The organism is Burkholderia pyrrocinia, from assembly GCF_001028665.1.
In the GTDB taxonomy this organism is placed as follows: Bacteria; Pseudomonadota; Gammaproteobacteria; order Burkholderiales; family Burkholderiaceae; genus Burkholderia; species Burkholderia pyrrocinia.
Genome location: NZ_CP011503.1, coordinates 1,354,807 through 1,375,898, shown reverse-complemented (window position 1 = coordinate 1,375,898; position 21,092 = coordinate 1,354,807). Strand labels below are relative to the sequence as shown.

The 21,092-nt window shown below is 68.8% G+C and carries 26 protein-coding genes; 22 read left to right on the top strand and 4 right to left on the bottom strand.

Going from position 1 to position 21,092, the window contains the following annotated elements:
• Nucleotides 1–3 precede the first annotated feature (3 nt).
• The gene (gene gspF, locus ABD05_RS06340; protein WP_034183807.1) at nt 4–1,221 is read left to right on the top strand and encodes a type II secretion system inner membrane protein GspF; all 1,218 of its coding nucleotides are present in this window, start codon (nt 4–6) and stop codon (nt 1,219–1,221) included.
• A gap of 31 nt (nt 1,222–1,252) precedes the next feature.
• Here gspF and ABD05_RS06335 read toward each other — a convergent pair whose 3' ends face one another.
• Nucleotides 1,253–1,663: a general secretion pathway protein GspC gene (locus tag ABD05_RS06335; protein ID WP_047899428.1), complete on the bottom strand. Its 411-nt coding sequence runs from the start codon at nt 1,661–1,663 to the stop codon at nt 1,253–1,255.
• 175 nt (nt 1,664–1,838) lie between these two features.
• Between ABD05_RS06335 and gspG the strand changes: the two genes are divergently transcribed.
• From gspG to ABD05_RS06295, 8 genes are all read left to right on the top strand, one after another.
• Nucleotides 1,839–2,291: a type II secretion system major pseudopilin GspG gene (gspG, locus tag ABD05_RS06330; RefSeq protein WP_006759194.1), complete on the top strand. Its 453-nt coding sequence runs from the start codon at nt 1,839–1,841 to the stop codon at nt 2,289–2,291.
• A gap of 39 nt (nt 2,292–2,330) precedes the next feature.
• Complete coding sequence (locus tag ABD05_RS06325; RefSeq protein WP_047899427.1) at nt 2,331–2,894, top strand: GspH/FimT family pseudopilin; 564 nt, start codon at nt 2,331–2,333, stop codon at nt 2,892–2,894.
• 158 nt (nt 2,895–3,052) lie between these two features.
• The gene (gspI, locus tag ABD05_RS06320; RefSeq protein WP_047899426.1) at nt 3,053–3,406 is read left to right on the top strand and encodes a type II secretion system minor pseudopilin GspI; all 354 of its coding nucleotides are present in this window, start codon (nt 3,053–3,055) and stop codon (nt 3,404–3,406) included.
• Between the two features lie 7 nt (nt 3,407–3,413).
• On the top strand, nt 3,414–4,073 hold the full coding sequence (locus tag ABD05_RS06315) for a PulJ/GspJ family protein (protein ID WP_047899425.1): 660 nt from the start codon (nt 3,414–3,416) through the stop codon (nt 4,071–4,073).
• Between the two features lie 2 nt (nt 4,074–4,075).
• Nucleotides 4,076–5,206: a type II secretion system minor pseudopilin GspK gene (gene gspK / locus ABD05_RS06310; RefSeq protein ID WP_047901101.1), complete on the top strand. Its 1,131-nt coding sequence runs from the start codon at nt 4,076–4,078 to the stop codon at nt 5,204–5,206.
• 26 nt (nt 5,207–5,232) lie between these two features.
• The gene (gene gspL / locus ABD05_RS06305) at nt 5,233–6,612 is read left to right on the top strand and encodes a type II secretion system protein GspL (protein WP_047899424.1); all 1,380 of its coding nucleotides are present in this window, start codon (nt 5,233–5,235) and stop codon (nt 6,610–6,612) included.
• Nucleotides 6,609–7,115, top strand: coding sequence for a type II secretion system protein GspM (gene gspM / locus ABD05_RS06300; RefSeq protein ID WP_047901100.1), 507 nt, complete (start codon nt 6,609–6,611; stop codon nt 7,113–7,115). The genes gspL and gspM overlap by 4 nt, the downstream gene beginning before the upstream one ends.
• A gap of 31 nt (nt 7,116–7,146) precedes the next feature.
• Nucleotides 7,147–7,935 carry a type II secretion system protein N gene (locus ABD05_RS06295; protein WP_047899423.1) on the top strand — a complete coding sequence of 263 codons (789 nt, stop codon included), beginning with the start codon at nt 7,147–7,149 and terminating at the stop codon, nt 7,933–7,935.
• Nucleotides 7,936–7,959: 24 nt separating this feature from the next.
• On the opposite strand, the gene ABD05_RS06290 is transcribed toward ABD05_RS06295, so the two are convergent.
• Nucleotides 7,960–9,528, bottom strand: a complete 1,569-nt coding sequence (locus ABD05_RS06290; RefSeq protein ID WP_047899422.1) for an efflux transporter outer membrane subunit — start codon at nt 9,526–9,528, stop codon at nt 7,960–7,962.
• Nucleotides 9,529–9,797: 269 nt separating this feature from the next.
• Nucleotides 9,798–10,082 carry a multidrug ABC transporter ATPase gene (locus ABD05_RS06285; protein WP_082146124.1) on the bottom strand — a complete coding sequence of 95 codons (285 nt, stop codon included), beginning with the start codon at nt 10,080–10,082 and terminating at the stop codon, nt 9,798–9,800.
• Nucleotides 10,083–10,256: 174 nt separating this feature from the next.
• Here ABD05_RS06285 and ABD05_RS06280 point away from each other — a divergent pair, with 174 nt between their 5' ends.
• The 3 genes from ABD05_RS06280 to ABD05_RS06270 all read left to right on the top strand — a co-directional run bounded on the left by ABD05_RS06280 (nt 10,257) and on the right by ABD05_RS06270 (nt 12,831).
• Nucleotides 10,257–10,745 carry a MarR family winged helix-turn-helix transcriptional regulator gene (locus tag ABD05_RS06280; protein ID WP_047899420.1) on the top strand — a complete coding sequence of 163 codons (489 nt, stop codon included), beginning with the start codon at nt 10,257–10,259 and terminating at the stop codon, nt 10,743–10,745.
• Nucleotides 10,746–10,922: 177 nt separating this feature from the next.
• Nucleotides 10,923–12,485, top strand: a complete 1,563-nt coding sequence (locus tag ABD05_RS06275) for a DHA2 family efflux MFS transporter permease subunit (RefSeq protein ID WP_047899419.1) — start codon at nt 10,923–10,925, stop codon at nt 12,483–12,485.
• A 97-nt stretch (nt 12,486–12,582) separates the two neighbouring features.
• Nucleotides 12,583–12,831: a type II toxin-antitoxin system Phd/YefM family antitoxin gene (locus ABD05_RS06270; protein WP_047899418.1), complete on the top strand. Its 249-nt coding sequence runs from the start codon at nt 12,583–12,585 to the stop codon at nt 12,829–12,831.
• Between the two features lie 77 nt (nt 12,832–12,908).
• Here the strand turns inward: ABD05_RS06270 and ABD05_RS06265 are convergent, their stop codons facing one another.
• Nucleotides 12,909–13,835: a LysR family transcriptional regulator gene (locus tag ABD05_RS06265; RefSeq protein ID WP_047899417.1), complete on the bottom strand. Its 927-nt coding sequence runs from the start codon at nt 13,833–13,835 to the stop codon at nt 12,909–12,911.
• A gap of 140 nt (nt 13,836–13,975) precedes the next feature.
• On the opposite strand from ABD05_RS06265, the gene ABD05_RS06260 reads away from it, so the two are divergent.
• The 10 genes from ABD05_RS06260 to ABD05_RS06215 all read left to right on the top strand — a co-directional run bounded on the left by ABD05_RS06260 (nt 13,976) and on the right by ABD05_RS06215 (nt 21,026).
• Nucleotides 13,976–14,452, top strand: a complete 477-nt coding sequence (locus ABD05_RS06260) for a CidA/LrgA family protein (protein WP_047899416.1) — start codon at nt 13,976–13,978, stop codon at nt 14,450–14,452.
• Nucleotides 14,453–14,465: 13 nt separating this feature from the next.
• Entirely contained in the window at nt 14,466–15,188 is a 723-nt protein-coding gene (locus tag ABD05_RS06255; RefSeq protein WP_047899415.1) for an LrgB family protein, read from the top strand.
• 164 nt (nt 15,189–15,352) lie between these two features.
• Entirely contained in the window at nt 15,353–15,889 is a 537-nt protein-coding gene (gene fliL, locus ABD05_RS06250) for a flagellar basal body-associated protein FliL (RefSeq protein ID WP_047899414.1), read from the top strand.
• Between the two features lie 22 nt (nt 15,890–15,911).
• Nucleotides 15,912–16,910 carry a flagellar motor switch protein FliM gene (gene fliM, locus ABD05_RS06245; protein WP_047899413.1) on the top strand — a complete coding sequence of 333 codons (999 nt, stop codon included), beginning with the start codon at nt 15,912–15,914 and terminating at the stop codon, nt 16,908–16,910.
• Nucleotides 16,903–17,394: a flagellar motor switch protein FliN gene (gene fliN, locus ABD05_RS06240; RefSeq protein ID WP_047899412.1), complete on the top strand. Its 492-nt coding sequence runs from the start codon at nt 16,903–16,905 to the stop codon at nt 17,392–17,394. The genes fliM and fliN overlap by 8 nt, the downstream gene beginning before the upstream one ends.
• Complete coding sequence (gene fliO, locus ABD05_RS06235; protein WP_047899411.1) at nt 17,391–17,963, top strand: flagellar biosynthetic protein FliO; 573 nt, start codon at nt 17,391–17,393, stop codon at nt 17,961–17,963. Before fliN ends, fliO begins: the two co-directional genes overlap by 4 nt.
• Nucleotides 17,964–17,999: 36 nt before the next feature.
• Entirely contained in the window at nt 18,000–18,761 is a 762-nt protein-coding gene (fliP, locus tag ABD05_RS06230) for a flagellar type III secretion system pore protein FliP (RefSeq protein ID WP_047899410.1), read from the top strand.
• A gap of 19 nt (nt 18,762–18,780) precedes the next feature.
• A complete protein-coding gene (gene fliQ, locus ABD05_RS06225; protein ID WP_047899409.1) occupies nt 18,781–19,053 on the top strand; it encodes a flagellar biosynthesis protein FliQ in 273 nt (90 codons plus the stop codon).
• Nucleotides 19,054–19,076: 23 nt separating this feature from the next.
• The gene (gene fliR, locus ABD05_RS06220) at nt 19,077–19,859 is read left to right on the top strand and encodes a flagellar biosynthetic protein FliR (protein WP_047899408.1); all 783 of its coding nucleotides are present in this window, start codon (nt 19,077–19,079) and stop codon (nt 19,857–19,859) included.
• A gap of 162 nt (nt 19,860–20,021) precedes the next feature.
• On the top strand, nt 20,022–21,026 hold the full coding sequence (locus tag ABD05_RS06215) for an ABC transporter substrate-binding protein (RefSeq protein WP_047899407.1): 1,005 nt from the start codon (nt 20,022–20,024) through the stop codon (nt 21,024–21,026).
• The last annotated feature ends 66 nt before the right edge of the window (nt 21,027–21,092 follow it).

Here is a 21,092-nt window from a genome sequence, read left to right as displayed (position 1 = left end):
GCGATGCCGGCATTCCGTTTCGAAGCGATCGATGCGGCGGGACATGCGCAGAAAGGCGTCATCGATGCCGACAGCGCGCGTGCCGCGCGCGGCCAGTTGCGCACGCAGGGGCTCACGCCGCTCGTGGTCGAGCCGGCCGCCAGCGCGACGCGCGGCGCACGTACGCAGCGGCTCGCGTTCGGCCGCAAGCTGTCGCAGCGCGAACAGGCGATCCTCACGCGCCAGCTCGCGAGCCTGCTGATCGCGGGGCTGCCGCTCGACGAGGCGCTCGGCGTGCTGACCGAGCAGGCCGAACGCGACTACATCCGCGAACTGATGGCCGCGATCCGCGCTGAAGTGCTCGGCGGCCATTCGCTCGCGAATGCGCTGGGCCAGCATCCGCGCGATTTTCCGGAAATCTACCGCGCGCTCGTCGCGGCGGGCGAGCACACGGGCAAGCTCGGCATCGTGCTGTCGCGCCTGGCCGACTACATCGAGCAGAGCAACGCGCTGAAGCAGAAGATCCTGCTGGCCTTCACGTATCCGGGGATCGTCACGCTGATCGCGTTCGGCATCGTCACGTTCCTGCTGAGCTACGTGGTGCCGCAGGTCGTCAACGTGTTTGCGAGTACGAAACAGCAGTTGCCGATCCTCACGGTCGTGATGATGGCGCTGTCGGAATTCGTGCGGCACTGGTGGTGGGCGATCCTGATCGCGGTCGCGCTGATCGTGTGGTTCGTGAAGGCGACGCTGTCGCGCGACGGGCCGCGGCTCGCGTTCGACCGCTGGGTGCTGACCGCGCCGCTCGCGGGCAAGCTCGTGCGCGGCTACAACACGGTGCGCTTCGCGAGCACGCTCGGCATTCTCACCGCGGCCGGCGTGCCGATCCTGCGCGCGTTGCAGGCGGCCGGCGAGACGCTGTCGAACCGCGCGATGCGCGCGAACATCGACGACGCGATCGTGCGCGTGCGCGAAGGCTCCGCGCTGTCGCGCGCGCTGAACAACGTGAAGACGTTTCCGCCGGTGCTCGTGCACCTGATCCGTTCCGGCGAAGCGACGGGCGACGTGACGACGATGCTGGATCGCGCGGCCGAAGGCGAAGCGCGCGAGCTCGAACGCCGCACGATGTTCCTGACGAGCCTGCTCGAGCCGCTGCTGATCCTGGCGATGGGCGGCATCGTGCTCGTGATCGTGCTGGCCGTGATGCTGCCGATCATCGAGCTGAACAACATGGTGCAGTGACGGCCCGACGAGTGGGTGAGGCCGTCGCCGTTCAGCGCATGTAGATCGCGGGGGACGGCGTGTTCGCCGGGAGCTGGATTTCGGCGCGGGCGCCGTTGCGGTCGACGACGATCGAGCGGGAGCGGACTTCGGCGAGCTTCGCGCCGGGCGTGACGTCCGCGCCGAGCGACACGGCGCGCGGCGGTTCTCCGCCGATGCCGACGATCGCGGCGGCGCCGTGATCGAGCGCGAGGATGCCGAACAGGTGGATGTCCTGCACGGGATTCTTGTCGAGCTGACCGCCGAAGAGCGCCGCGGCGTCCTCGGTGCGGATCGGCAGCCGCGCGGCGGCGGCGGGCAGCGGCGCTTCGCGGGCCGACAGCGTGACGACCCAGTAGGTGGCCGTCGCGCACAAACCCGCGAAGAGGGCTAGGGAAAGGATCCGGATCGAGAGCGCGTTCATGCGCGCTATTGTACGGATGTATATGAAATTTGCGTTGGGTGAAAGCCCTCGGCGATGCGCGCCTTACAATGCGTGCTCCGCGCCCGCGGGTCCGGAAGGTTGCCGTCAGGTCATCGTCCGGTGTGCCGGGTGCGTCACTCAATCGACGACATTTTTTGGAAAGAGGTAGTCAGTCATGCAAACGTGGATCACTCGCCGCAACGCGGCCGTGCGTCGTCAGCGCGGTTTCACGCTGATCGAAATCATGGTGGTGGTCGCGATCCTCGGGATCCTGGCGGCGCTGATCGTGCCGAAGATCATGAGCCGCCCGGACGAGGCGCGCCGCATCGCCGCGAAGCAGGACATCGGCACGATCATGCAGGCGCTCAAGCTGTACCGTCTCGACAACGGTCGTTATCCGAGCCAGGAGCAGGGCCTGAACGCGCTGATCCAGAAGCCGTCCACCGATCCGATCCCGAACAACTGGAAGGACGGCGGTTACCTCGAGCGCCTGCCGAACGATCCGTGGGGTAACGGGTACAAGTACCTGAACCCGGGCGTGCACGGCGAGATCGACGTATTCAGCTACGGTGCCGACGGCAAGGAAGGCGGCGAGAGCAACGACTCCGACATCGGTTCGTGGCAATAAGCCGGCGCTGATCGTCCCGACGCTTCGTTCCCGCTCTTCATGCTCGCCATTCGCACGACTTCCCGCTGCGGCTGCGATTGCCGTGTGCATCGCGGCGCGGCGCCGTCCGTATCGGCGCGCGCCGATGGCGGGCCGATGAAGCATGGCGTGCGACGCGCGCGCGGCTTCACGCTGCTCGAAATGCTGGTCGTGCTCGTGATCGCAGGGCTGCTCGTGTCGCTCGCGTCGCTGTCGCTGACGCGCAATCCGCGCACCGACCTGCGCGAGGAAGCGCAGCGCATTGCGCTGCTGTTCGAGACGGCCGGCGATGAAGCACAGGTGCGCGCGCGCCCGATCGCGTGGCAGCCGACCGCGCACGGCTTCCGTTTCGACGTGAGCTCGCCCGACGGCTGGCGCACGCTGCGCGACGACCTGCTGCGCCCGCGCGACTGGGACGGCGGCGTCACGGGCGCCGACATCGACTACCCGGGTTCCGACACGCGCGCGAACCGCGTCGTGTTCGGCACCGAGAGCATCGACACGCCGGTGCGCGTGACGCTGCATTCGGCCGTCGGCAGCGCGACGATCGTCGGCACCGGCAACGGCCGCTACGAGGTGCAATGACGATGCGTCGTCGCCTGCCCCTCCCCGTTTCTTCGTCGCACCCCACTCCCCCGACGGGACTTCCTGCGGGGCGTGGCGGTTCCTGCGCAAACCGGGCTGCGTCCGGTTTCCCCGCGGCACGCCCCCCAAGGGGACTTCCTGCGGGGCGCGGCTTCACGATGATCGAGGTGCTGGTCGCACTCGCGATCATCGCGGTCGCGCTCGCCGCGTCGATCCGCGCGGTCGGCACGATGGCGACCAATGCATCCGACCTCCATCACCGGCTGCTCGCCGGCTGGAGCGCCGACAACGCGCTTGCGCAGTTGCGCCTCACGCATGCGTGGCCGCAGATCGGCGACCAGAGTTTCGACTGTTCGCAAGGCAACGTGCAACTCGTTTGTACGCAGAGCGTGAGCGCCACGCCGAACCCCGTGTTCCGGCGCGTCCGGGTTTCGGTGAGCATGCCCGGGCACTCCGGCGTGCTTGCGCAGATGGTGACGGTGGTCGCGAATGAAACCAGCCGTCCGCTCTGACGCGCCGATGCGACGCCCGCACGCGCGCCCCGCCCGGGGCTTCACGCTGATCGAGCTGATGATCGCGATCGCGATCCTCGCGGTGGTCGCCATCCTCGCGTGGCGCGGGCTCGACCAGATCATGCGCGGCCGCGACAAGGTCGCGTCTGCGATGGAAGACGAGCGTGTCTTCGCGCAGATGTTCGACCAGATGCGCATCGACGCGCGGCTTGCCGCGACCGACGACGAGGCCGGCCAGCCGGCGATCGGCGTCGCCGGCAATACGCTGCAGATCGTTCGCGAATTCGACGTGCCGGGCGCCGCGCCGCGGTTGCAGGTGGTCCGCTACCGGATCGCCGGCGGGCGCGTCGTGCGCTATGCATCGGCGCCGATCGACGATGCGAACCGGCTGCAACGCGTGCTGAAGGACAGCAGCGTCGAAGGCTGGAGCTGGGTCGCGCTGATGGGCGGCGTCGGCGCGATCGACGCGAAGCTGTACGTGCCGCGCGTGGGCTGGACCACCAACCTGCAGACGGCCGACGAAGCGCTCGCGCAGAACAACGATGCGCTCAAGGTGCCGCAGCTCGGCAACGCGCCGCCGCAGCGCGCGGTGACGGGGCTGCAGGTCAGCATCGGCGCGACGTCGCTGCGCGTGCCGGTCACGCGCGTGTTCCTCGTCGGGGAATGACGATGCGCACGCGCCCTCACCGTCCGCTTTCCCCGCACCACGCTGCCGCGCGCGCGCATGCACGCGGCCGCCAGCGCGGTGCCGCGATCATCACCGCACTGCTCGTCGTTGCGCTGTCGGCGATCCTCGTCTCGGGGATGCTGTGGCGCCAGCAGGTGCAGATCCGCCGCATCGAAAACCAGCGCGTGATCGCGCAGGCGCAGTGGGTCGCGCGCGGCGCGCTCGACTGGACGCGGATGATCCTGCGCTCCGAAGGCGACACGGCGCCCGGCATCACCTATCTCGGCGGAATCTGGGGCGTGCCGATCGCAAAGACGAAGCTGTCGGACTTCCTCGGCCGGATCGGCGCGCCCAACGACAACGGTGGCGAAGACACCTATATCTCCGGCTCGATCGAGGACGCGCAGGCGAAGTTCAACCTGCGCAACCTCGTGGCGTCGCCGGCGCCCGGCGTGCTGCAGCTGAACGTCACGCAACTGCAGGCGTTCCAGCGCCTGCTGACGACGCTCGGCTACGACGGCGCGTTCGCGAAGCGAATCGCGCTGCAGGTGCGCGCGGGCCTCATGCATTCGGCGACGCGCTTCCAGATGCCGACGCTGCCGGGCGGCGGCGGCACGGCGCCGGCCACCGCGCCGGTGACCACCGACCAGCAGGGCGGCAGCGGCTTCACCGACGATCCCGGCATGTCCGGCGGCGACCGCGGGCCCGCGCCGCTGATGATGACGGGCGTCGACAGCCTGCTCGACGTCGACGGCGTGACGCCCGAGATGGTCGCGCGGCTGCGCCCGTTCGTCACCGTGCTGCCGACCACGACGCCGGTGAACATGAACACCGCGCCGGCCGAGGTGATCGCGGCGCTGATGCCGGGGATGAGCGTGTCGTCCGCGCAGGCGCTCGTGTCGCGCCGCGAAACCGTGTTTTTCCGCAACGTCGGCGACGTGCAGCTCGCGCTGCGCGGCGCCGGTGTGCCGAACGTGACGCCCGACTCGAGCCTCGTCGACGTCAATTCGAGCTATTTCATCGTGCGCGGCCGGATCCAGCACGAGCGCGCGGAGGTCGATCGCACGTCGCTCGTGTATCGTGATCCGACCACGCATTCGACGCGGGTCGTGCGTATCCGCGACCAGCTATAACGACGCCATTCGGGAGAGGAGCTCTTGTGAGCACGTTGATTGTTTCTTTGCCGCCGCGCGAGCCTGCCGTGCCGTTGCAGGAATGGCAGTGGCCCGAGCTGCCGTTCACGCTCGTCGACAAGGCCGGCCAGGTGCAGCGCGCGGGCCGCGCCGCGCTCGCGCTGCTGCCGCGCGCGAATGCGACGGTGCTGATCGTCGCCGCGCGCGACGTGCTGCTGCTGGCCGCGAAGGTGCCGCCGCTCAAGGGGCCGAAGCTGCGCCAGGCGCTGCCCAACATCGTCGAGGATCAGTTGATCCAGGATCCGCTCGGCTGTCATATCGCGCTCGATCCGGACGCGCTGCCCGACGGGCGCCGCGTGCTGGCCGTCGTCGATCGCGCATGGTTCCGCGCGATCTGCGACGCGTTCGCGGCGGCCGGCCACCGGCACCTGAGCGCGGTGCCCGCGACCCGCTGCCTGCCGGCGCCGCGTGCGTCGGCCGAAACGGCATCGGCCGCGCCGGCGGACAGTGAAGCGGCCAACGCCGCTGATGCCGCGCTTGTCGCGGACGCCGTCGAGCCGCCCGCCCGCCCGGCGACGGTCGCCGCGGTGCTCGGGCTCGCGACGGCGGTCGAACCGGCGCTCGTCGAAGCCGGCGCGCTGCCCGCCGCGGCCGGTGCGCCGCGTCTCGAACTCGCGGTCGCACGCGGCGCGCTCGGCGAAGGCTTCGCGGCGCCCGCGTCGCGCGCAGCCGGTACGCTGGCCGCGCTCGCGGGCGGCGGTGACGTCGAACTGTACGAACTCGGCGAGCCGGGCGCGGAGCCGCGGCTCGCGTCGGTCAGCCGCACCGACGGCCCGCTGCTGCCGGGCGCCGCGCCGCTGTCGTTCGACACGTTCGCGCGGCGCGCGCTGACCGAGCGTTTCGATCTGTGCCAGTTCGAATTCGAGTCGCAGCCGTGGCGCTTCGATCTCGCGACGGTGAAGCGCCTGCGCGTGCCGCTCGCACTCGCGGCGGCGACGCTCGGCGTCGCGGTGATCGGGATGAACCTGCACTGGTGGAAGCTGTCGCGCGAACGCGATGCGTTGTCCGCGCAGATCACCGAAACGCTGCTGTCCGCATTCCCGAAGACGACGACGGTGCTCGATCCGCCCGCGCAGATGCAGCGCCAGCTCGACCAGTTGCGCCTGGCGGCCGGCGAGCTGTCGCCGAACGATTTCCTCGCGCTGTCGAGCGGGCTGACGCGCTCGATGGGCGCGCTGCCGCTGAACGGCATCGCGTCGCTCGACTATCACGACCGGCGGCTCGACGTCGGCTTCAAGCCGGAGGTCAAGGTCGATCCCGATTTCACGCAGCGCCTCGCGCGCAACGGACTGTCCGGCGAAGTCGACAGCAACACGGGCAAATGGACCATCCGGAGCCGCTCATGAAGACGGAACAACTGAACCAGACGCTGACCCAGTTCTGGGGTGAGCGCTCGCAGCGCGAGAAGATGCTGCTCGGCTGGGGCGGCACCGTGCTGGCAGTCGCGATCGCGTATTCGGTGCTGTGGTCGCCCGCGCAGGAAGGCCGCGCACGGATCCAGCGCGCGCTGCCGACGATGCGCCGCGAACTCGCGCAGATGACCGCGCAGGCGAACGAGGCGAAGTCGCTGACGGCCGCCGCGCAGGGCGTCGCGCCGACCGGGCTCGCGCTGAAGGACGCGCTGATCGCGTCGCTGTCCGATCACGGGCTGCAGGGCGCGCAGGTGCAGATCGTCGGCAATGGCGTGCAGGTCCAGATGAAGAACGTGTCGTTCCCGGCGTGGACGCAGTGGCTCGACGACGCGCGCCGGCAGTTCAAGGTGCAGGTCGGCGAGGCGCACGCAACCGCATTGAAGGAAGATGGCCAGGTCGACCTGACGGCCGTGATGCAACCGTCGACGCAGAAATGACGCAGTGGATGACGCAAGTGGCGGTCGGCCGATGAGGCCGTGGACGAAGCGGCTCGCCACCGTATTGCCGTGGGTACTGGCGGGCGGACTGGCGACGGCGGTGACGCTCGTCGCGCTCGCGCCGGCCGCGTGGGTCGCGCCGCAGTTCGCGCGCGCGACGGGCGGGCACGTGAATCTCGTCGATCCGGACGGGTCGCTGTGGCATGGCTCGGGCACGCTGATGCTCGCGCCGGGCGCCGACCAGAGCGCGGCGACGCTGCTGCCGGGGCGGGTCGAATGGACCACGCACTTCTGGCCGCTGCTGACCGGGCGCGTGCAGATGCGCATGCGCCAGACCGAGGCGATGCCCGATGCCGTCACGCTCGATGCGACGTGGCGCGGCGCGGTGCTGTCGGCCGGCACGATGGCCGTGCCCGCGTCGCTGCTCGCGGGGCTCGGCACGCCGTTCAACACGCTGGACCTGCAGGGCGACGTGCGGGTCGGCTGGACCGACTGGCGCCTGTTCGGCAACAACGCGTTCGGCCAGTTGACGGTGACGATCGATTCGATGAGTTCGCGCGTATCGCGCGTGAAGCCGCTCGGTTCGTACCGCGCGGTGCTGCAGGCGAAGGGGGCGGGTGCCGATCTCGACCTGTCGACGACGCAGGGTCCGCTGTTCCTCGACGGGCACGGCAACTTCGGCGCCGGCCAGGGATCGTTCCGCGGGAGCGCACATGCGGCGCCCGAGCAGCAGGCGAACCTCGCGGGGCTGCTGAACCTGCTCGGCCACCCGATCGGGAACAACGAGGTGTCGCTGATCTTCGGCGACGCGCAGCGCTGACGCGCGCGTCGCCCTCTTCTCTTCTTACTTCTGCGCGAGCGGCGCGACGGCCGACGGTGCAGTTGCCGCGGGCGCGGGCGCGGCCGCACCGGACGCCGGCACGGGCGCCGGCGCAGCCATGTCGCCCGTCTCGCGCGCCATGTCCGACGCATCCCAGCCGCCGCCGAGCGCCTTCACGAGCCCGACCGACGACACCATCCGCTGCCCGGCGATCGTCGTGAGCTTCTGCTGCGCGGTGAACGCGGTGGTCTGCGCGGTCAGCACGTTCAGGTACGCGACCGTGCCGGCCTTGTACTGGTTCGTGACGATCGCGAGCGCGTGCTCGGCGCTGTCGACGGCCTGCCGCTGCACGTCGATTTCCTGCGCGAGGATGCGCTGCGACGCGAGGTTGTCCTCGACATCCTGGAACGCGGTGAGCACCGCGAGGCGATACGCGGCGACGTCCTGGTCGTAGGTTGCGCGCGCGGCGTCGGTCTGCGCGGCGCGCAGCCCCGCGTCGAACAGCGTGGCCGCAAGCTGCGGGCCGACCGTCCAGAAACGCGCCGGCAGCGTGAACAGCTGCGACCACACCGAACTCTGGAAACCGCCGGTGGCCGACAGCGTGAGCGTCGGGAAGAACGCGGAAATCGCGACGCCGATCTGCTCGTTCGCGGATGCCGCGCGGCGCTCGGCGGCCGCGATGTCGGGCCGGCGCTCGAGCAGCGCGGACGGCACGTCGACCGGCGTGATCGGCGGCTCGGCCGCGAGCGGGTTCGGCGGCAGCGAGAAGGTCGACGCCGGTTCGCCGATCAGCGTCGCGATCGCGTGCTCGAACTGCGCGCGCGCGACGCCGTTGTCGATCGACGCCGCCTGCGCGCTCTGCAGTTGCGTCTGCGCCTGGATCACGTCCGCGCGCGCGGCGACGCCCTGCGCGTACTGGTTCTGCGTGAGTTTCAGCGACTGCGCGTACGACTTCACGGTGTCGTCGAGCAGCTTCTGCAGCGCATCGGACGTGCGCAACTGGAAATAGGTTTGCGCGAGCAGCGCCTGCTGCGACAGCCGCGCGTTCGCGAGATCGGCCGCGGCGGCCGCTTCGCCGGCGCGCTGCGCGCTGACGGTGCGGCTCACCTTGCCCCACAGGTCGGGCTCCCAGCTCGCGTCGAGGCCGATGCTGTAGCTGTTGCCGATCGATCCGGACGAGCCGCTGCCGAAACTCGACGAAGAGCTCGACGTGCGCGGCGTACGGGCGCGCGAGCCTGACGCGGTCAGTCCGACGGTCGGGAAATACGCGGCGCGCGCCTCGGTAACGAGCGCGCGCGCCTGCCGGTACGCGGCCGCCGATTGCGCGATGGTCTGGTTCGACGCATTGAGCTTGCCGATCAACGCGTCGAGCTGCGGATCGTTGTAGACCGCCCACCACGGGCCGCGGTCGGCACGGTCGGCGGGCTGCGCGACCTTCCAGCCGGCCGGCGCTTCCTTGAAGGCGGCGGGGATCGACGTGTCGGGCCGGTGATAGTCGGGCCCGACGGCGCAGCCGGCGAGCAGCACGGCCGTCGCAACGGCGACGGCGGCGCTCAGCGGGCGAAGGGCGCGCGGGAGGGGGGCGTACGGCATCGTGGTTTTCCTGTCTGGGCGCGACGGCCGGCGAGCGGCGTCGCGTGATGCGGTCGTTGTGCCGCTGGCGGACAAATGGTAACTGACGGTGGAGAAGCTGCGCAGCCCTAAGGGTACGGTGCGCGGTGGCCGGAATGTGTTACCGGCGCGAGCGGCCGGTTTACCGGCCATTACGGATCGCTTGCGGCGAGACAGGCGCGCGACGGCGGCCGCGGGAGACGCGGCCGGCGATCAGTCCGGACAGTCGGGAGGACGGGAGCGGCGCGGCGTCAGTGGCAGCGCACGGGCACCGGGACGGGTTCGGCGGCGGGCCGCCATGACGACGGCTCCGTCGCGGCCGGCTGGCTCGCGCGGCGTGCGCCGCCCTTCGCGTTGCGCTGCCGGCAATAATCGAACCAGGCGAACCCGAGCGCCGCGAGCGAGCCGCCCGGCACGACCAGCATCGTCACGTACAGCGCGATCTTCCAGCCGCGGTGCGGCCCGGAAAACACATGATGAGCGGTATCGGTCAGGTTGCGGCGCAGCGCGCCGGCGGCATTTTTCAGGAACAGCATCGCGAACATCCTCGGGTGCCCGGCAGTGCGGGCGAATCGGTCAGAACATCGTCTCCGGCAGTGCAACATGCACGTCGTAACTGGTTGCCTCAAATAATATTGACTAAGCAATCATTTTTCAAGATACTGGGCGCGTTTTAACCTGAAACGCACTATTGCTGCGTGCGCAATCGTATGACCGGCGGCCTCTACGATCCCGAGAACATCGCGCTGGAAACGAGCCTCGGCTATTACCTGTCGAAGGCGAAGCAGGCGCTCGTCGAGCGGATGGACCGCGCGCTCGAGCCGCTCGACCTCACCGCGCAGCAGATCGGCGTGATCCTGCTGCTGTCGCGAGGTTATGCGCGCACGCCGTTCGAGCTGTCCCGCAAGATGTCGTACGACAGCGGTTCGATGACACGCATGCTCGACCGGCTCGAACGCAAGGGGCTGGTCGCGCGCTCGCGCAGCGAGCAGGACCGCCGGATGATCGAGCTGACGCTGACCGAACGCGGCGCCGACGCGGCCCGCGCGCTGCCGTCGCTGATCGCGACCGCGCTCAACGCGCAGCTCGACGGTTTCTCGGCCGACGAACTCGCGACGCTCACCGGCCTGCTGCAGCGCTTCATCGCCAACGGGCCCGGCACGGCCGGTTGCCCGAAGCCCGACGAGCCCGACTGCTGATGTGCGCGGAGGCCTCATGTCTAGGTTAAGCAGTCGCTTATTTCTCTGTCTGGGCAGAAGATGACCGTGCACGCGCTCCGTTTCTTTCCTGATCCGTTCCACCCGGCCGGGCCGCGCTGCGTCGCGTACCCGTGCGTTGTGCCGGCGCGTCGCGCGCGCCGCGTCTAGGAGATTCCGATGTCCGCCACCACGGCATCCGCCGCCTCCCCCGCCGCCGAACCCGCGCCGCTGACCGGCGGCGCGCTCGCGCTGCTCACCGTCGGGCTCGCGCTCGGCACCTTCATGGAAGTGCTCGACACGTCGATCGCGAACGTCGCGGTGCCGACCATCTCGGGCAGCCTCGGCGTCGCGACGAGCGAAGGCACGTGGGTGATTTCGTCGTACTCGGTCGCGTCCGCGATCGCGGTGCCGCTGACCGGCTGGCTCGCGCGGCGGGTCGGCGAGGTGCGGCTGTTCACGCTGTCGGTGCTCGCGTTCACGATCGCGTCGGCGCTGTGCGGCTTCGCGACCAACTTCGAGACGCTGATCGCGTTCCGGCTGTTGCAGGGCCTCGTGTCGGGGCCGATGGTGCCGCTGTCGCAGACGATCCTGATGCGTAGCTACCCGCCCGCGAAGCGCGGGCTCGCGCTCGGGTTATGGGCGATGACGGTGATCGTCGCGCCGATCTTCGGCCCGCTGCTGGGCGGCTGGATCAGCGACAACTACACGTGGCCGTGGATCTTCTACATCAACCTGCCGATCGGCATCTTTTCGGCGGTCTGCGCGTACTTCCTGCTGCGCGGCCGCGAGACGAAGACGACGAAGCAGCGGATCGACGCGGTCGGCCTCGCACTGCTCGTGATCGGCGTGTCGTGCCTGCAGATGATGCTCGACCTCGGCAAGGACCGCGACTGGTTCAACTCGTCGTTCATCGTCGCGCTCGCGTTGATCGCGGTCGTGTCGCTCGCGTTCATGCTCGTGTGGGAGGCGACCGAGAAGGAGCCCGTCGTTGACCTTTCGCTGTTCAAGGATCGCAATTTCGCGCTCGGGGCGCTGATCATCTCGTTCGGCTTCATGGCGTTCTTCGGCTCGGTCGTGATCTTCCCGCTTTGGCTGCAGACGGTGATGGGCTACACGGCCGGCAAGGCCGGCCTCGCGACCGCGCCGGTCGGGCTGCTCGCGCTCGTGCTGTCGCCGCTGATCGGCCGCAACATGCACCGGCTCGACCTGCGGATGGTCGCGAGCTTCGCATTCATCGTGTTCGCGGGCGTGTCGCTGTGGAACGCGACGTTTACGCTCGACGTGCCGTTCAACCACGTGATCCTGCCGCGGCTCGTGCAGGGGATCGGCGTCGCGTGCTTCTTCGTGCCGATGACGACCATCACGCTGTCGAGCATCTCCGACGAGCGGCTCGCGAGCGCATCCGGGCTGTCGAACTTCCTGCGCACGCTGTCGGGCGCGATCGGCACCGCGGCCAGCTCGACGTTCTGGGAAAACGACGCGATCTACCACCATGCGCGGCTCTCGGAATCGGTCAGCGTCTACGCGCAGAACACGACCGACTACCAGGGCGCGCTCGCGCAGCTCGGCATCGTCGGGCAGACGGCCAATGCGCAGCTCAACCAGCTCGTCACGCAGCAGGGCTTCATGATGGCGACCAACGACTTCTTCCACCTGTCGGCGGTGATGTTCATCGCGCTCGCGGCGCTCGTGTGGATCACGAAGCCGAGGAAGGGCGCGGGGCCGGCGATGGGGCATTGATGGCAGGGGTAGCGTCGCGAATGGCGTAATCTGCCCGGTATCGCCCGGTTGGCCGGGCTAACAGGGGCGTTTGAGCCTGGCTCATCCTGGAAATGCGATGCAAACCTACGACATACGTGACGCGAAGACGAATCTGGAGCAACTGATTGACGCAGCCGTCCATACCGGCGAACCCTTCGTGATCACGAAAGGCGGCAAGTCACTCGCCAAGGTCGTGCCTGTCGATACGCACGAATCCGCTCTGCTGACCCGAATCGGCTTCATGAAGGGGCGGATGCGTATCCCTGACGATTTCGACGCGATGGGCGACGCTACAGTCAGGCAGTTATTCAACGGCGACGCATGATGTTGCGGCTCGGCACAGACCCGGCCTGCTGATTCGGGTGCCGTCAGGCACGTCTGACCACGTGCCGCGTTCGGCCGTCACTCCCTCGCCCGCAACCCGCCGAACGCGAGATCGTCGACGGGCGCGACCGGCAGCGTCGCCCGTGCCACTTCCAGCCACGCGCGCGCCGCGTGCGACAGATAGCCCTTCTTCAGCCAGCCCAGCGCGATCGCCCACGTGATCTCCGGCTCGACGATCGGCCGGCACGTGAACTGCCCCACGTCGAGCCGTCGACAATAAGGCTCCGGCAGCAGCGCGATACCGACCCCCGCATGCACGAGCGCAGCCATGAAATCCCAATGGCCGCTGCGGCTCACGATCGACGGCGTGAAGCCCACCTTCCGGCACGCATCGAGCACCGCGTCGTGCAGCGCGAGGCTTTCCGCATAGAACACGAACGACTCGCGCGCGAGATCCGCGAGCGGCACGGCTGCATGATCCTCCCAGCGCGACTCGCGCGGCGCGACCAGCCACAGCGGCGCGCGCACCATCGGCAGCACGTCGAACGTGGCGGGATCGACCGGCTCCAGCAGCCCGCCCAGCTCCAGCTCGCCCGACATCAGCGCCGCCTCGATCATCCGCGCGCCCTGCTCGAACAGCTTCAGCTCGATGTTCGGATAACGCTGCTTGTACGCGGCGATGATCGGCGTGAACAGCGAGCCGCCGAGCGGCGGGACCCCGATCGTCAGCTCGCCGCGCCCGAGCGTGCCGAGATCGTTCAGCTCCGACTGCAGCTGCGCCTGCGCGGCAAGCACGTCCTGGCCGCGCTGGAACACGATCCGCCCCGCGTCGGTCAGCACCATCTGCCGGCCGTCGCGCAGCAGCAGCGGCGAACCGATCTCGTCCTCGAGCGCCTTCACCATCTTGCTGATGGTCGGCTGGGTCACGAACAGCTTGTCGGCCGCCGCGGTGAAGCTCTGCTGGCGGACCACCTCGACGAAGTACCGCAGCGCGCGCAATTCCATCGAAAACTCCCCACATTGGTGCAACGATTGCAAACCGAATTCCGAATTGGAATGTAAAGGATAGAGACAAGTCATTTTATTTATGGTTAGGGGAAACCCTATACTCACATCATCAACGGAATATCTGTATGGAGCCTGCCATGACCAAGCCGACCGCTACTGCCGCCGCCCGCCCCGCCGCTTCGGGCAGCATGACGCGCACGGGCCGGATCGCGCTGCAAGCCGCCGCGCTCGGCGTGCTGTGGCTGGCGGTCGACTGGGCCGTGCGGGCGGTCGGGTTGCCGATTCCGTCCGGCGTGATCGGCCTCGCGGTGCTCCTCGTGCTGCTGTTCTCGGGCCGCGTCGCGCCCGCGTGGGTGAAGGACGGCGCGAACTGGCTGCTGTCCGACATGCTGCTGTTCTTCGTGCCGGCCGCCGTCGCGGCCGTCCAGTACGGCGGGCTGTTTCGCGAGGACGGCTGGCGCATCGCGCTGGTGATGCTCGCGGGCACCGCGTTCGTGATGGTCGCGGTGGCCGTCGCGGTCGACCTCGCCGCGAAGCTCGAACGCCGGCTCGCCGCTCAGCGCGTGTTCGCCGAACGCCGCCGTGCGCGCCTGAGCGCCGTGACCGCCCACTGAGCCGGAGCCGCGCATGCCTGCCCTGCTGTCGAACCTGTCCGCCGACCGGGTGAATACCGCGATCTCGTTCGGCTGCTTCGTGCTGACGGTCGTGCTGTATTTCGTGTCGAAGCGGCTCTACGCGTACAGGAAGACGCTGCTGTTCTCGCCGCTCGTGTTCGTACCGGGCGTGCTGGTGCTGCTCGTCCTGCTGACCGGCATCCCGTATTCGGTCTACTTCCGCGACACGCGCTGGCTGATGTGGCTGCTCGGCCCGGCGACGATCGCGTTCGCGGTGCCGATCTATGAATATCGCGACCTGATCCGCCGGCACTGGCTGTCGTTGTCGGTCGGCGTCGCGGTCGGGATCGGCGCGGGCGTGTGCGGGTCGCTGCTGCTCGCGAAGCTGCTGCACCTGTCGCCCGAGCTGCAGCGCTCGCTGATGACGCGCTCGGTGTCGACGCCGTTCGCGCTCGCCGTGTCGGACAAGATCCACGCGCCGAAGGACCTCACGGCCCTGTTCGTGATCGCGACCGGCATCTGCGGGATGCTGCTCGGCGAGATCGTGCTCGCGCTCGTGCCGATGCGCACGCGGCTCGCACGCGGTGCGCTGTTCGGCGCGGCTGCCCACGGCGTGGGCACCGCGAAGGCGCGCGAGATCGGCAGCGAGGAAGGTGTCGTGTCGAGCCTGACGATGATGATCGCCGGCGTCGCGATGGTGCTGATCGCGCCGCTGCTGACGCTGCTGCCGATCTGACGGCCCGCGCCGGGCATGCCGGGCCGCCCCGGCCGCGCCCGGAATGACCGCCCTCCGCCTCTGCCCCCACCCTGCAGCGAGCCGACGCCCGGCCGACAATCGGCTGAGATAGCCGCAAATCCCCCCTCTTTTCCGCCCATCGGGCTCGGCCCGGATGCCGAACAATGCATGCTACGAGACATCACGCACGCATTCACATGGCCTCCACGACCGCAAACCCGACCGCCGACAAGCCGGCTTCGTCCGGCAAGTTCAAGCGCATCGCGCTCATCGCCGTCATCGCGCTGGGCGCGGCCGCCGCCGCTGCCGGCGGCATGTACGTGTTCCTGAGCAAGGAAGGCGTCGGCCATGCGAGCGCGCCCGCCGAGCCGGCGCCGCTTGCCGCGCCGGTGTTCTTCCCGCTCGACCCGCTCACCGTGAACCTGCAGTCGGACGACGGCGCGCAGCATTACCTGCGCGTCGGCCTGTCGCTGAAGCTCACCGACCCGAAGGCGCAGGAGCAACTGACCGCGCGGATGCCGGAGATCCGCAGCCGGATCCTGCTCGCGCTGTCGAACAAGCATCCCGAGGATCTCGCGACGCCGGACGGCAAACGTTCGCTCTCGAAGGAACTGCGGGAACTGATCGAGCAGCCGACGCAGCCGGGCAACCAGCGCGCGAAGGTCGACGACGTGTTGTTTACCGAATTCGTCGTCCAGTAACGCGGCCGCGAAAGGAGCGCGCATGGGCCACCAGGAGTTCATGTCCCAGGAGGAGGTCGATGCCCTCCTCAAGGGCGTCACGGGCGAAACCGATTCAGTCGACGAGCAGCGCGACACATCGGGCGTCCGCCCCTACAACATCGCGACGCAGGAGCGGATCGTCCGCGGCCGGATGCCCGGCCTCGAGATCATCAACGACCGCTTTGCGCGCCTGCTGCGGATCGGCATCTTCAACTTCATGCGGCGCACGGCGGAAATCTCCGTGAGCCAGGTGAAGGTGCAGAAGTACAGCGAATTCACCCGCAACCTGCCGATCCCGACGAACCTGAACCTCGTGCACGTGAAGCCGCTGCGCGGCACGTCGCTGTTCGTGTTCGACCCGAACCTCGTGTTCTTCGTCGTCGACAACCTGTTCGGCGGCGACGGGCGCTTTCACACACGCGTCGAAGGCCGCGATTTCACGGCCACCGAGCAGCGGATCATCGGCAAGCTGCTGAACCTCGTGTTCGAGCACTACACGACCGCATGGAAGAGCGTGCGGCCGCTGCAGTTCGAATTCGTGCGCTCGGAGATGCACACGCAGTTCGCGAACGTCGCGACGCCGAACGAGATCGTGATCGTCACGCAGTTCTCGATCGAGTTCGGGCCGACGGGCGGCACGCTGCACATCTGCATGCCGTACTCGATGGTCGAGCCGATCCGCGACGTGCTCGCGTCGCCGATCCAGGGCGAGGCGCTCGAAGTCGACCGCCGCTGGGTGCGCGTGCTGTCGCAGCAGGTGCAGTCCGCCGAGGTCGAGCTGAGCGCGAATCTCGCCGAGATCCCGTCGACGTTCGAGAAGATCCTGAACCTGCGCGCGGGCGACGTGCTGCCGCTCGAGATCGCCGACACGATCACCGCGAAGGTCGATGGCGTGCCGGTGATGGAGTGCGGCTACGGAATTTTCAATGGTCAATATGCGTTGCGCGTGCAGAAGATGATCAGCGCGGGCGATACGATGAAGGAAGGTGGATATGAGTGAGCTGAACCAGACGCCCGAGGACGACGTGCAGGCGATGGCCGATGCGGCCCTCGCGGCATCGGCCGCCGACGCGCAGGCGGCACCGGCCGCGGCGGAAGAAGATCCTGGCATGGACGACTGGGCCGCCGCGCTCGCCGAGCAGAACCATCAGCCGGTGCCGCCGGGCGCGACCGGCGCCGGCGTGTTCCAGCCGCTGTCGAAGGCTGCGGCGAGCTCGACGCACAACGACATCGAGATGATCCTCGACATCCCGGTGAAGATGACCGTGGAGCTCGGCCGCACGAAGATCGCGATCCGCAACCTGCTGCAGCTCGCGCAGGGCTCGGTGGTCGAGCTGGACGGCATGGCCGGCGAGCCGATGGACGTGCTCGTGAACGGCTGCCTGATCGCGCAGGGCGAGGTCGTGGTCGTCAACGACAAGTTCGGCATCCGCCTGACCGACATCATCACGCCGGCAGAACGCATCCGGAAGCTGAACCGGTGAGCGTCGTGCAGCCCGGCCGCCGCGTGTGCAGCGCTGTCGCGGCGGTGCTTGCCGTCGCGGCAACGTTCGCCTGCGCACCGGCCGGCGCCGCCGACATGAACGCGGTGAACCACGCCGGTTCGATCGCGTCGAGCGTGATGGTCGGCTCGGCCGCGCCGTCGCTCGGCATCGGCGCGGTGCTGCAGACGCTTGTCGGGCTCGGGGTCGTGATCGGTCTCGTGTTCGCGTGCGCGTGGCTCGCGCGCCGCTTCGGCTTCCAGCCGGCGCGGCGCGGCGGCCCGCTGAAGGTCGTGTCGAGCGTCGGGCTCGGTGCGAAGGAAAGCGCGACGATCGTCGAGATCGGCGACACCTGGCTCGTGCTCGGCGTCGCGCCGGGCAATGTGCGGCTGCTGCATACGCTGCCGGCCGGCCCGGCGGCGGCCACCGCCACCGCGACATCGGGTTCGGCCGACGCGCCTGCCGGCGCCGCCCCGTCCGAAGTCGGCCTGCCCGGCACGTTCGGCTCGCGGTTTCGCGACGCGCTCGCGGGCGAAGCCGCGAAGCGGCTCGGTCGCGGCAAGGACCGCTGACATGGCGCCGCGCCCTCTTTCCGTTCCCGCATTCAGATGAAACACGAATTCCTGCGTCGCGCGGCGCGCTTCGCGCCCGTGTTGATCCTTTGCCTCGCCCCCGCGCTCGCGTGCGCGCAGGCGAACGGCCTGCCCGCGTTCAACGCGAGCCCGGGCCCGCACGGCGGCACCACCTATTCGCTGAGCGTGCAGACGATGCTGCTGCTCACGATGCTGTCGTTCCTGCCGGCGATGGTGCTGATGATGACGAGCTTCACGCGCATCATCATCGTGCTGTCGCTGCTGCGCCAGGCGCTCGGCACCGCGACGACGCCGCCGAACCAGGTGCTCGTCGGCCTCGCGATGTTCCTTACCTTCTTCGTGATGTCGCCGGTGCTCGACCGGGCGTACAACGACGGCTACAAGCCGTTCTCCGACGGCACGATGCCGATGGAGCAGGCCGTGCAGCGCGGCATCGCGCCGTTCAAGACCTTCATGCTGAAGCAGACCCGCGAGACCGATCTCGCGCTGTTCGCGAAGATCTCGAAGGCCGCGCCGATGCAGGGCCCCGAGGACGTGCCGCTGTCGCTGCTCGTGCCCGCGTTCGTCACGAGCGAGCTGAAGACGGGTTTCCAGATCGGCTTCACGGTCTTCATCCCGTTCCTGATCATCGACATGGTCGTCGCGAGCGTGCTGATGTCGATGGGGATGATGATGGTGTCGCCGTCCACCGTGTCGCTGCCGTTCAAGCTGATGCTGTTCGTGCTGGTCGACGGCTGGCAGCTGCTGATCGGCTCGCTCGCGCAGAGCTTCACGTAAGCAGCGGAGGAATCGCGCGATGACGCCCGAACAAGTGATGACCCTCGCGCACCACGCGATGATGGTCGGCCTGCTGCTCGCCGCCCCGCTGCTGCTGGTCGCGCTCGCGGTCGGCCTGGTCGTGAGCCTGTTCCAGGCCGCGACTCAGATCAACGAGGCGACGCTGTCGTTCATCCCGAAGCTGCTCGCGGTCGCCGCGACGCTCGTGATCGCCGGCCCGTGGATGCTGACGACGATGCTCGACTACCTGCGGCAGACGCTGCTGCACGTCGCGACGCTCGGCGTCGGCTGAGCCGCGCTTTACCCCCGGCGGCGATGTTCTCGGTTACCTACGCGCAACTCAACGGCTGGCTCACCGCTTTCCTGTGGCCGTTCGTGCGGATGCTCGCGCTCGTCGCGACGGCGCCCGTCGTCGGTCACGCGGCAGTGCCCGTGCGCGTGAAGATCGGCCTCGCCGCGTTCATGGCGCTGGTCGTCGCGCCGACGCTCGGTGCGATGCCGGATGTCACCGTGTTCTCCGCGCAGGGCATCTGGATCGTCGTCACGCAGTTCCTGATCGGCGTCGCGATGGGCTTCACGATGCAGCTCGTGTTCGCGGCCGTCGAGGCGGCCGGCGATTTCATCGGGCTGTCGATGGGCCTCGGCTTCGCGACCTTCTTCGATCCGCATACGAGCGGCGCGACGCCCGTGATGGGGCGCTTCCTGAACGCGGTCGCGATGCTGGCATTCCTCGCGGTGGACGGCCACCTGCAGGTGTTCGCCGCGCTCGCCGCGTCGTTCCAGTCGCTGCCGGTGTCGGCCGACCTGCTGCACGCGCCAGGCTGGCGCACGCTCGCCGCATTCGGCGCGACCGTGTTCGAGATGGGGCTGCTGCTCGCGCTGCCGGTGGTCGCAGCGCTCTTGATCGCGAACCTCGCGCTCGGCATCCTGAACCGCGCGGCGCCGCAGATCGGCGTGTTCCAGGTCGGTTTTCCCGTCACGATGCTGGTCGGGCTGCTGCTCGTGCAGCTGATGGTGCCGAACCTCGTGCCGTTCGTGTCGCACCTGTTCGACATGGGGCTGGATGCGACGGGGCGGGTGCTGTTGGGCTGGCGCTGAGGCATCCGGCCCTGTTCCCCGCCCGTTCCGGCCCCCCGTTGCTGGAAAACCCCTAAAGGAATCGCCGGCCCGCGAAAGGTAGCAGAAGGTTTCGTCTCCCTATACTCGTCGTGACGATGCAGCAAGCATCGCGCCACGAATACAACGAACGGAGACGACCCGATGCGACCCATCCTGCGCACCCTCGCCGTTGCAGCCAGCCTGAGCTGCGCGCTTGCCGCTGCCCCCGCTTTTGCCGACGACGGCGGCAAAATCACGATCATGGTCGGCGGGATCGCGAAGCTGATCTACCTGCCTGCACGCCTCACGCAGGAACTCGGCAACTTCAAGGCCGAAGGCCTCGACGTCGAGCTGCTGTCGCAGCCGGCCGGCGTCGACGCCGAGAACGAGCTGCTCGCGGGCGCCGTGCAGGGCGTCGTCGGCTTCTACGACCACACGATCGACCTGCAGAGCAAGGGCAAGGACGTCAAGGCGATCGCCGTGTTCGGCCAGGTGCCGGGTGAAGTCGAGATGGTGTCGACCAAGGCCGCGCCGACCTTCAAGTCGATGGCCGACGCGAAGGGCAAGACGCTCGGCGTGACCGGCCTCGGCTCGTCGACGAGCTTCCTCACGCAATACCTCGCGCTCGCGCACGGCGTGCCGTCGACGCAGTACACGATGCTGCCGGTCGGCGCCGACGCGAGCTTCATCGCCGCGATCAAGCAGGGCCGCATCGACGCCGGGATGACGACCGAACCGACGGTGTCCGCGCTCGAGAAGATGGGCGACGCGAAGGTGCTGGTCGACCTGCGCACGCTCGACGGCACGCGCGCGGCGCTCGGCGGCACCTACCCGGCCGCGAGCCTGTACGTGCAGTCGGCGTGGGCGGATTCGCACAAGGAGCAGGCGACCAAGCTCGCGCACGCGTTCGCGAAGACGATGCAGTTCATCCACACGCACAGCGCCGAGGACATCGCCGCGAAGATGCCGGCCGACTACCAGAAGGACAAGGCGTTGTACGTGAGCGCGCTGAAGGCGTCGCTGCCGATGTTCACCGCCGACGCGAAGATGCCGGCCGACGGCCCGGCGACCGTGCTGAAGGTGCTGTCGGCGTTCAACCCGTCGGTGAAGGGCAAGCACATCGACCTGGCGCGCACCTACACGAACGATTTCGTGAACGCGAAGTAAGCAGCGGCGCCGGCGGCGGCGATCCCGCCGCCGCGCGTTCCCCGTTCCGGCCCGGTTGACCGGCCC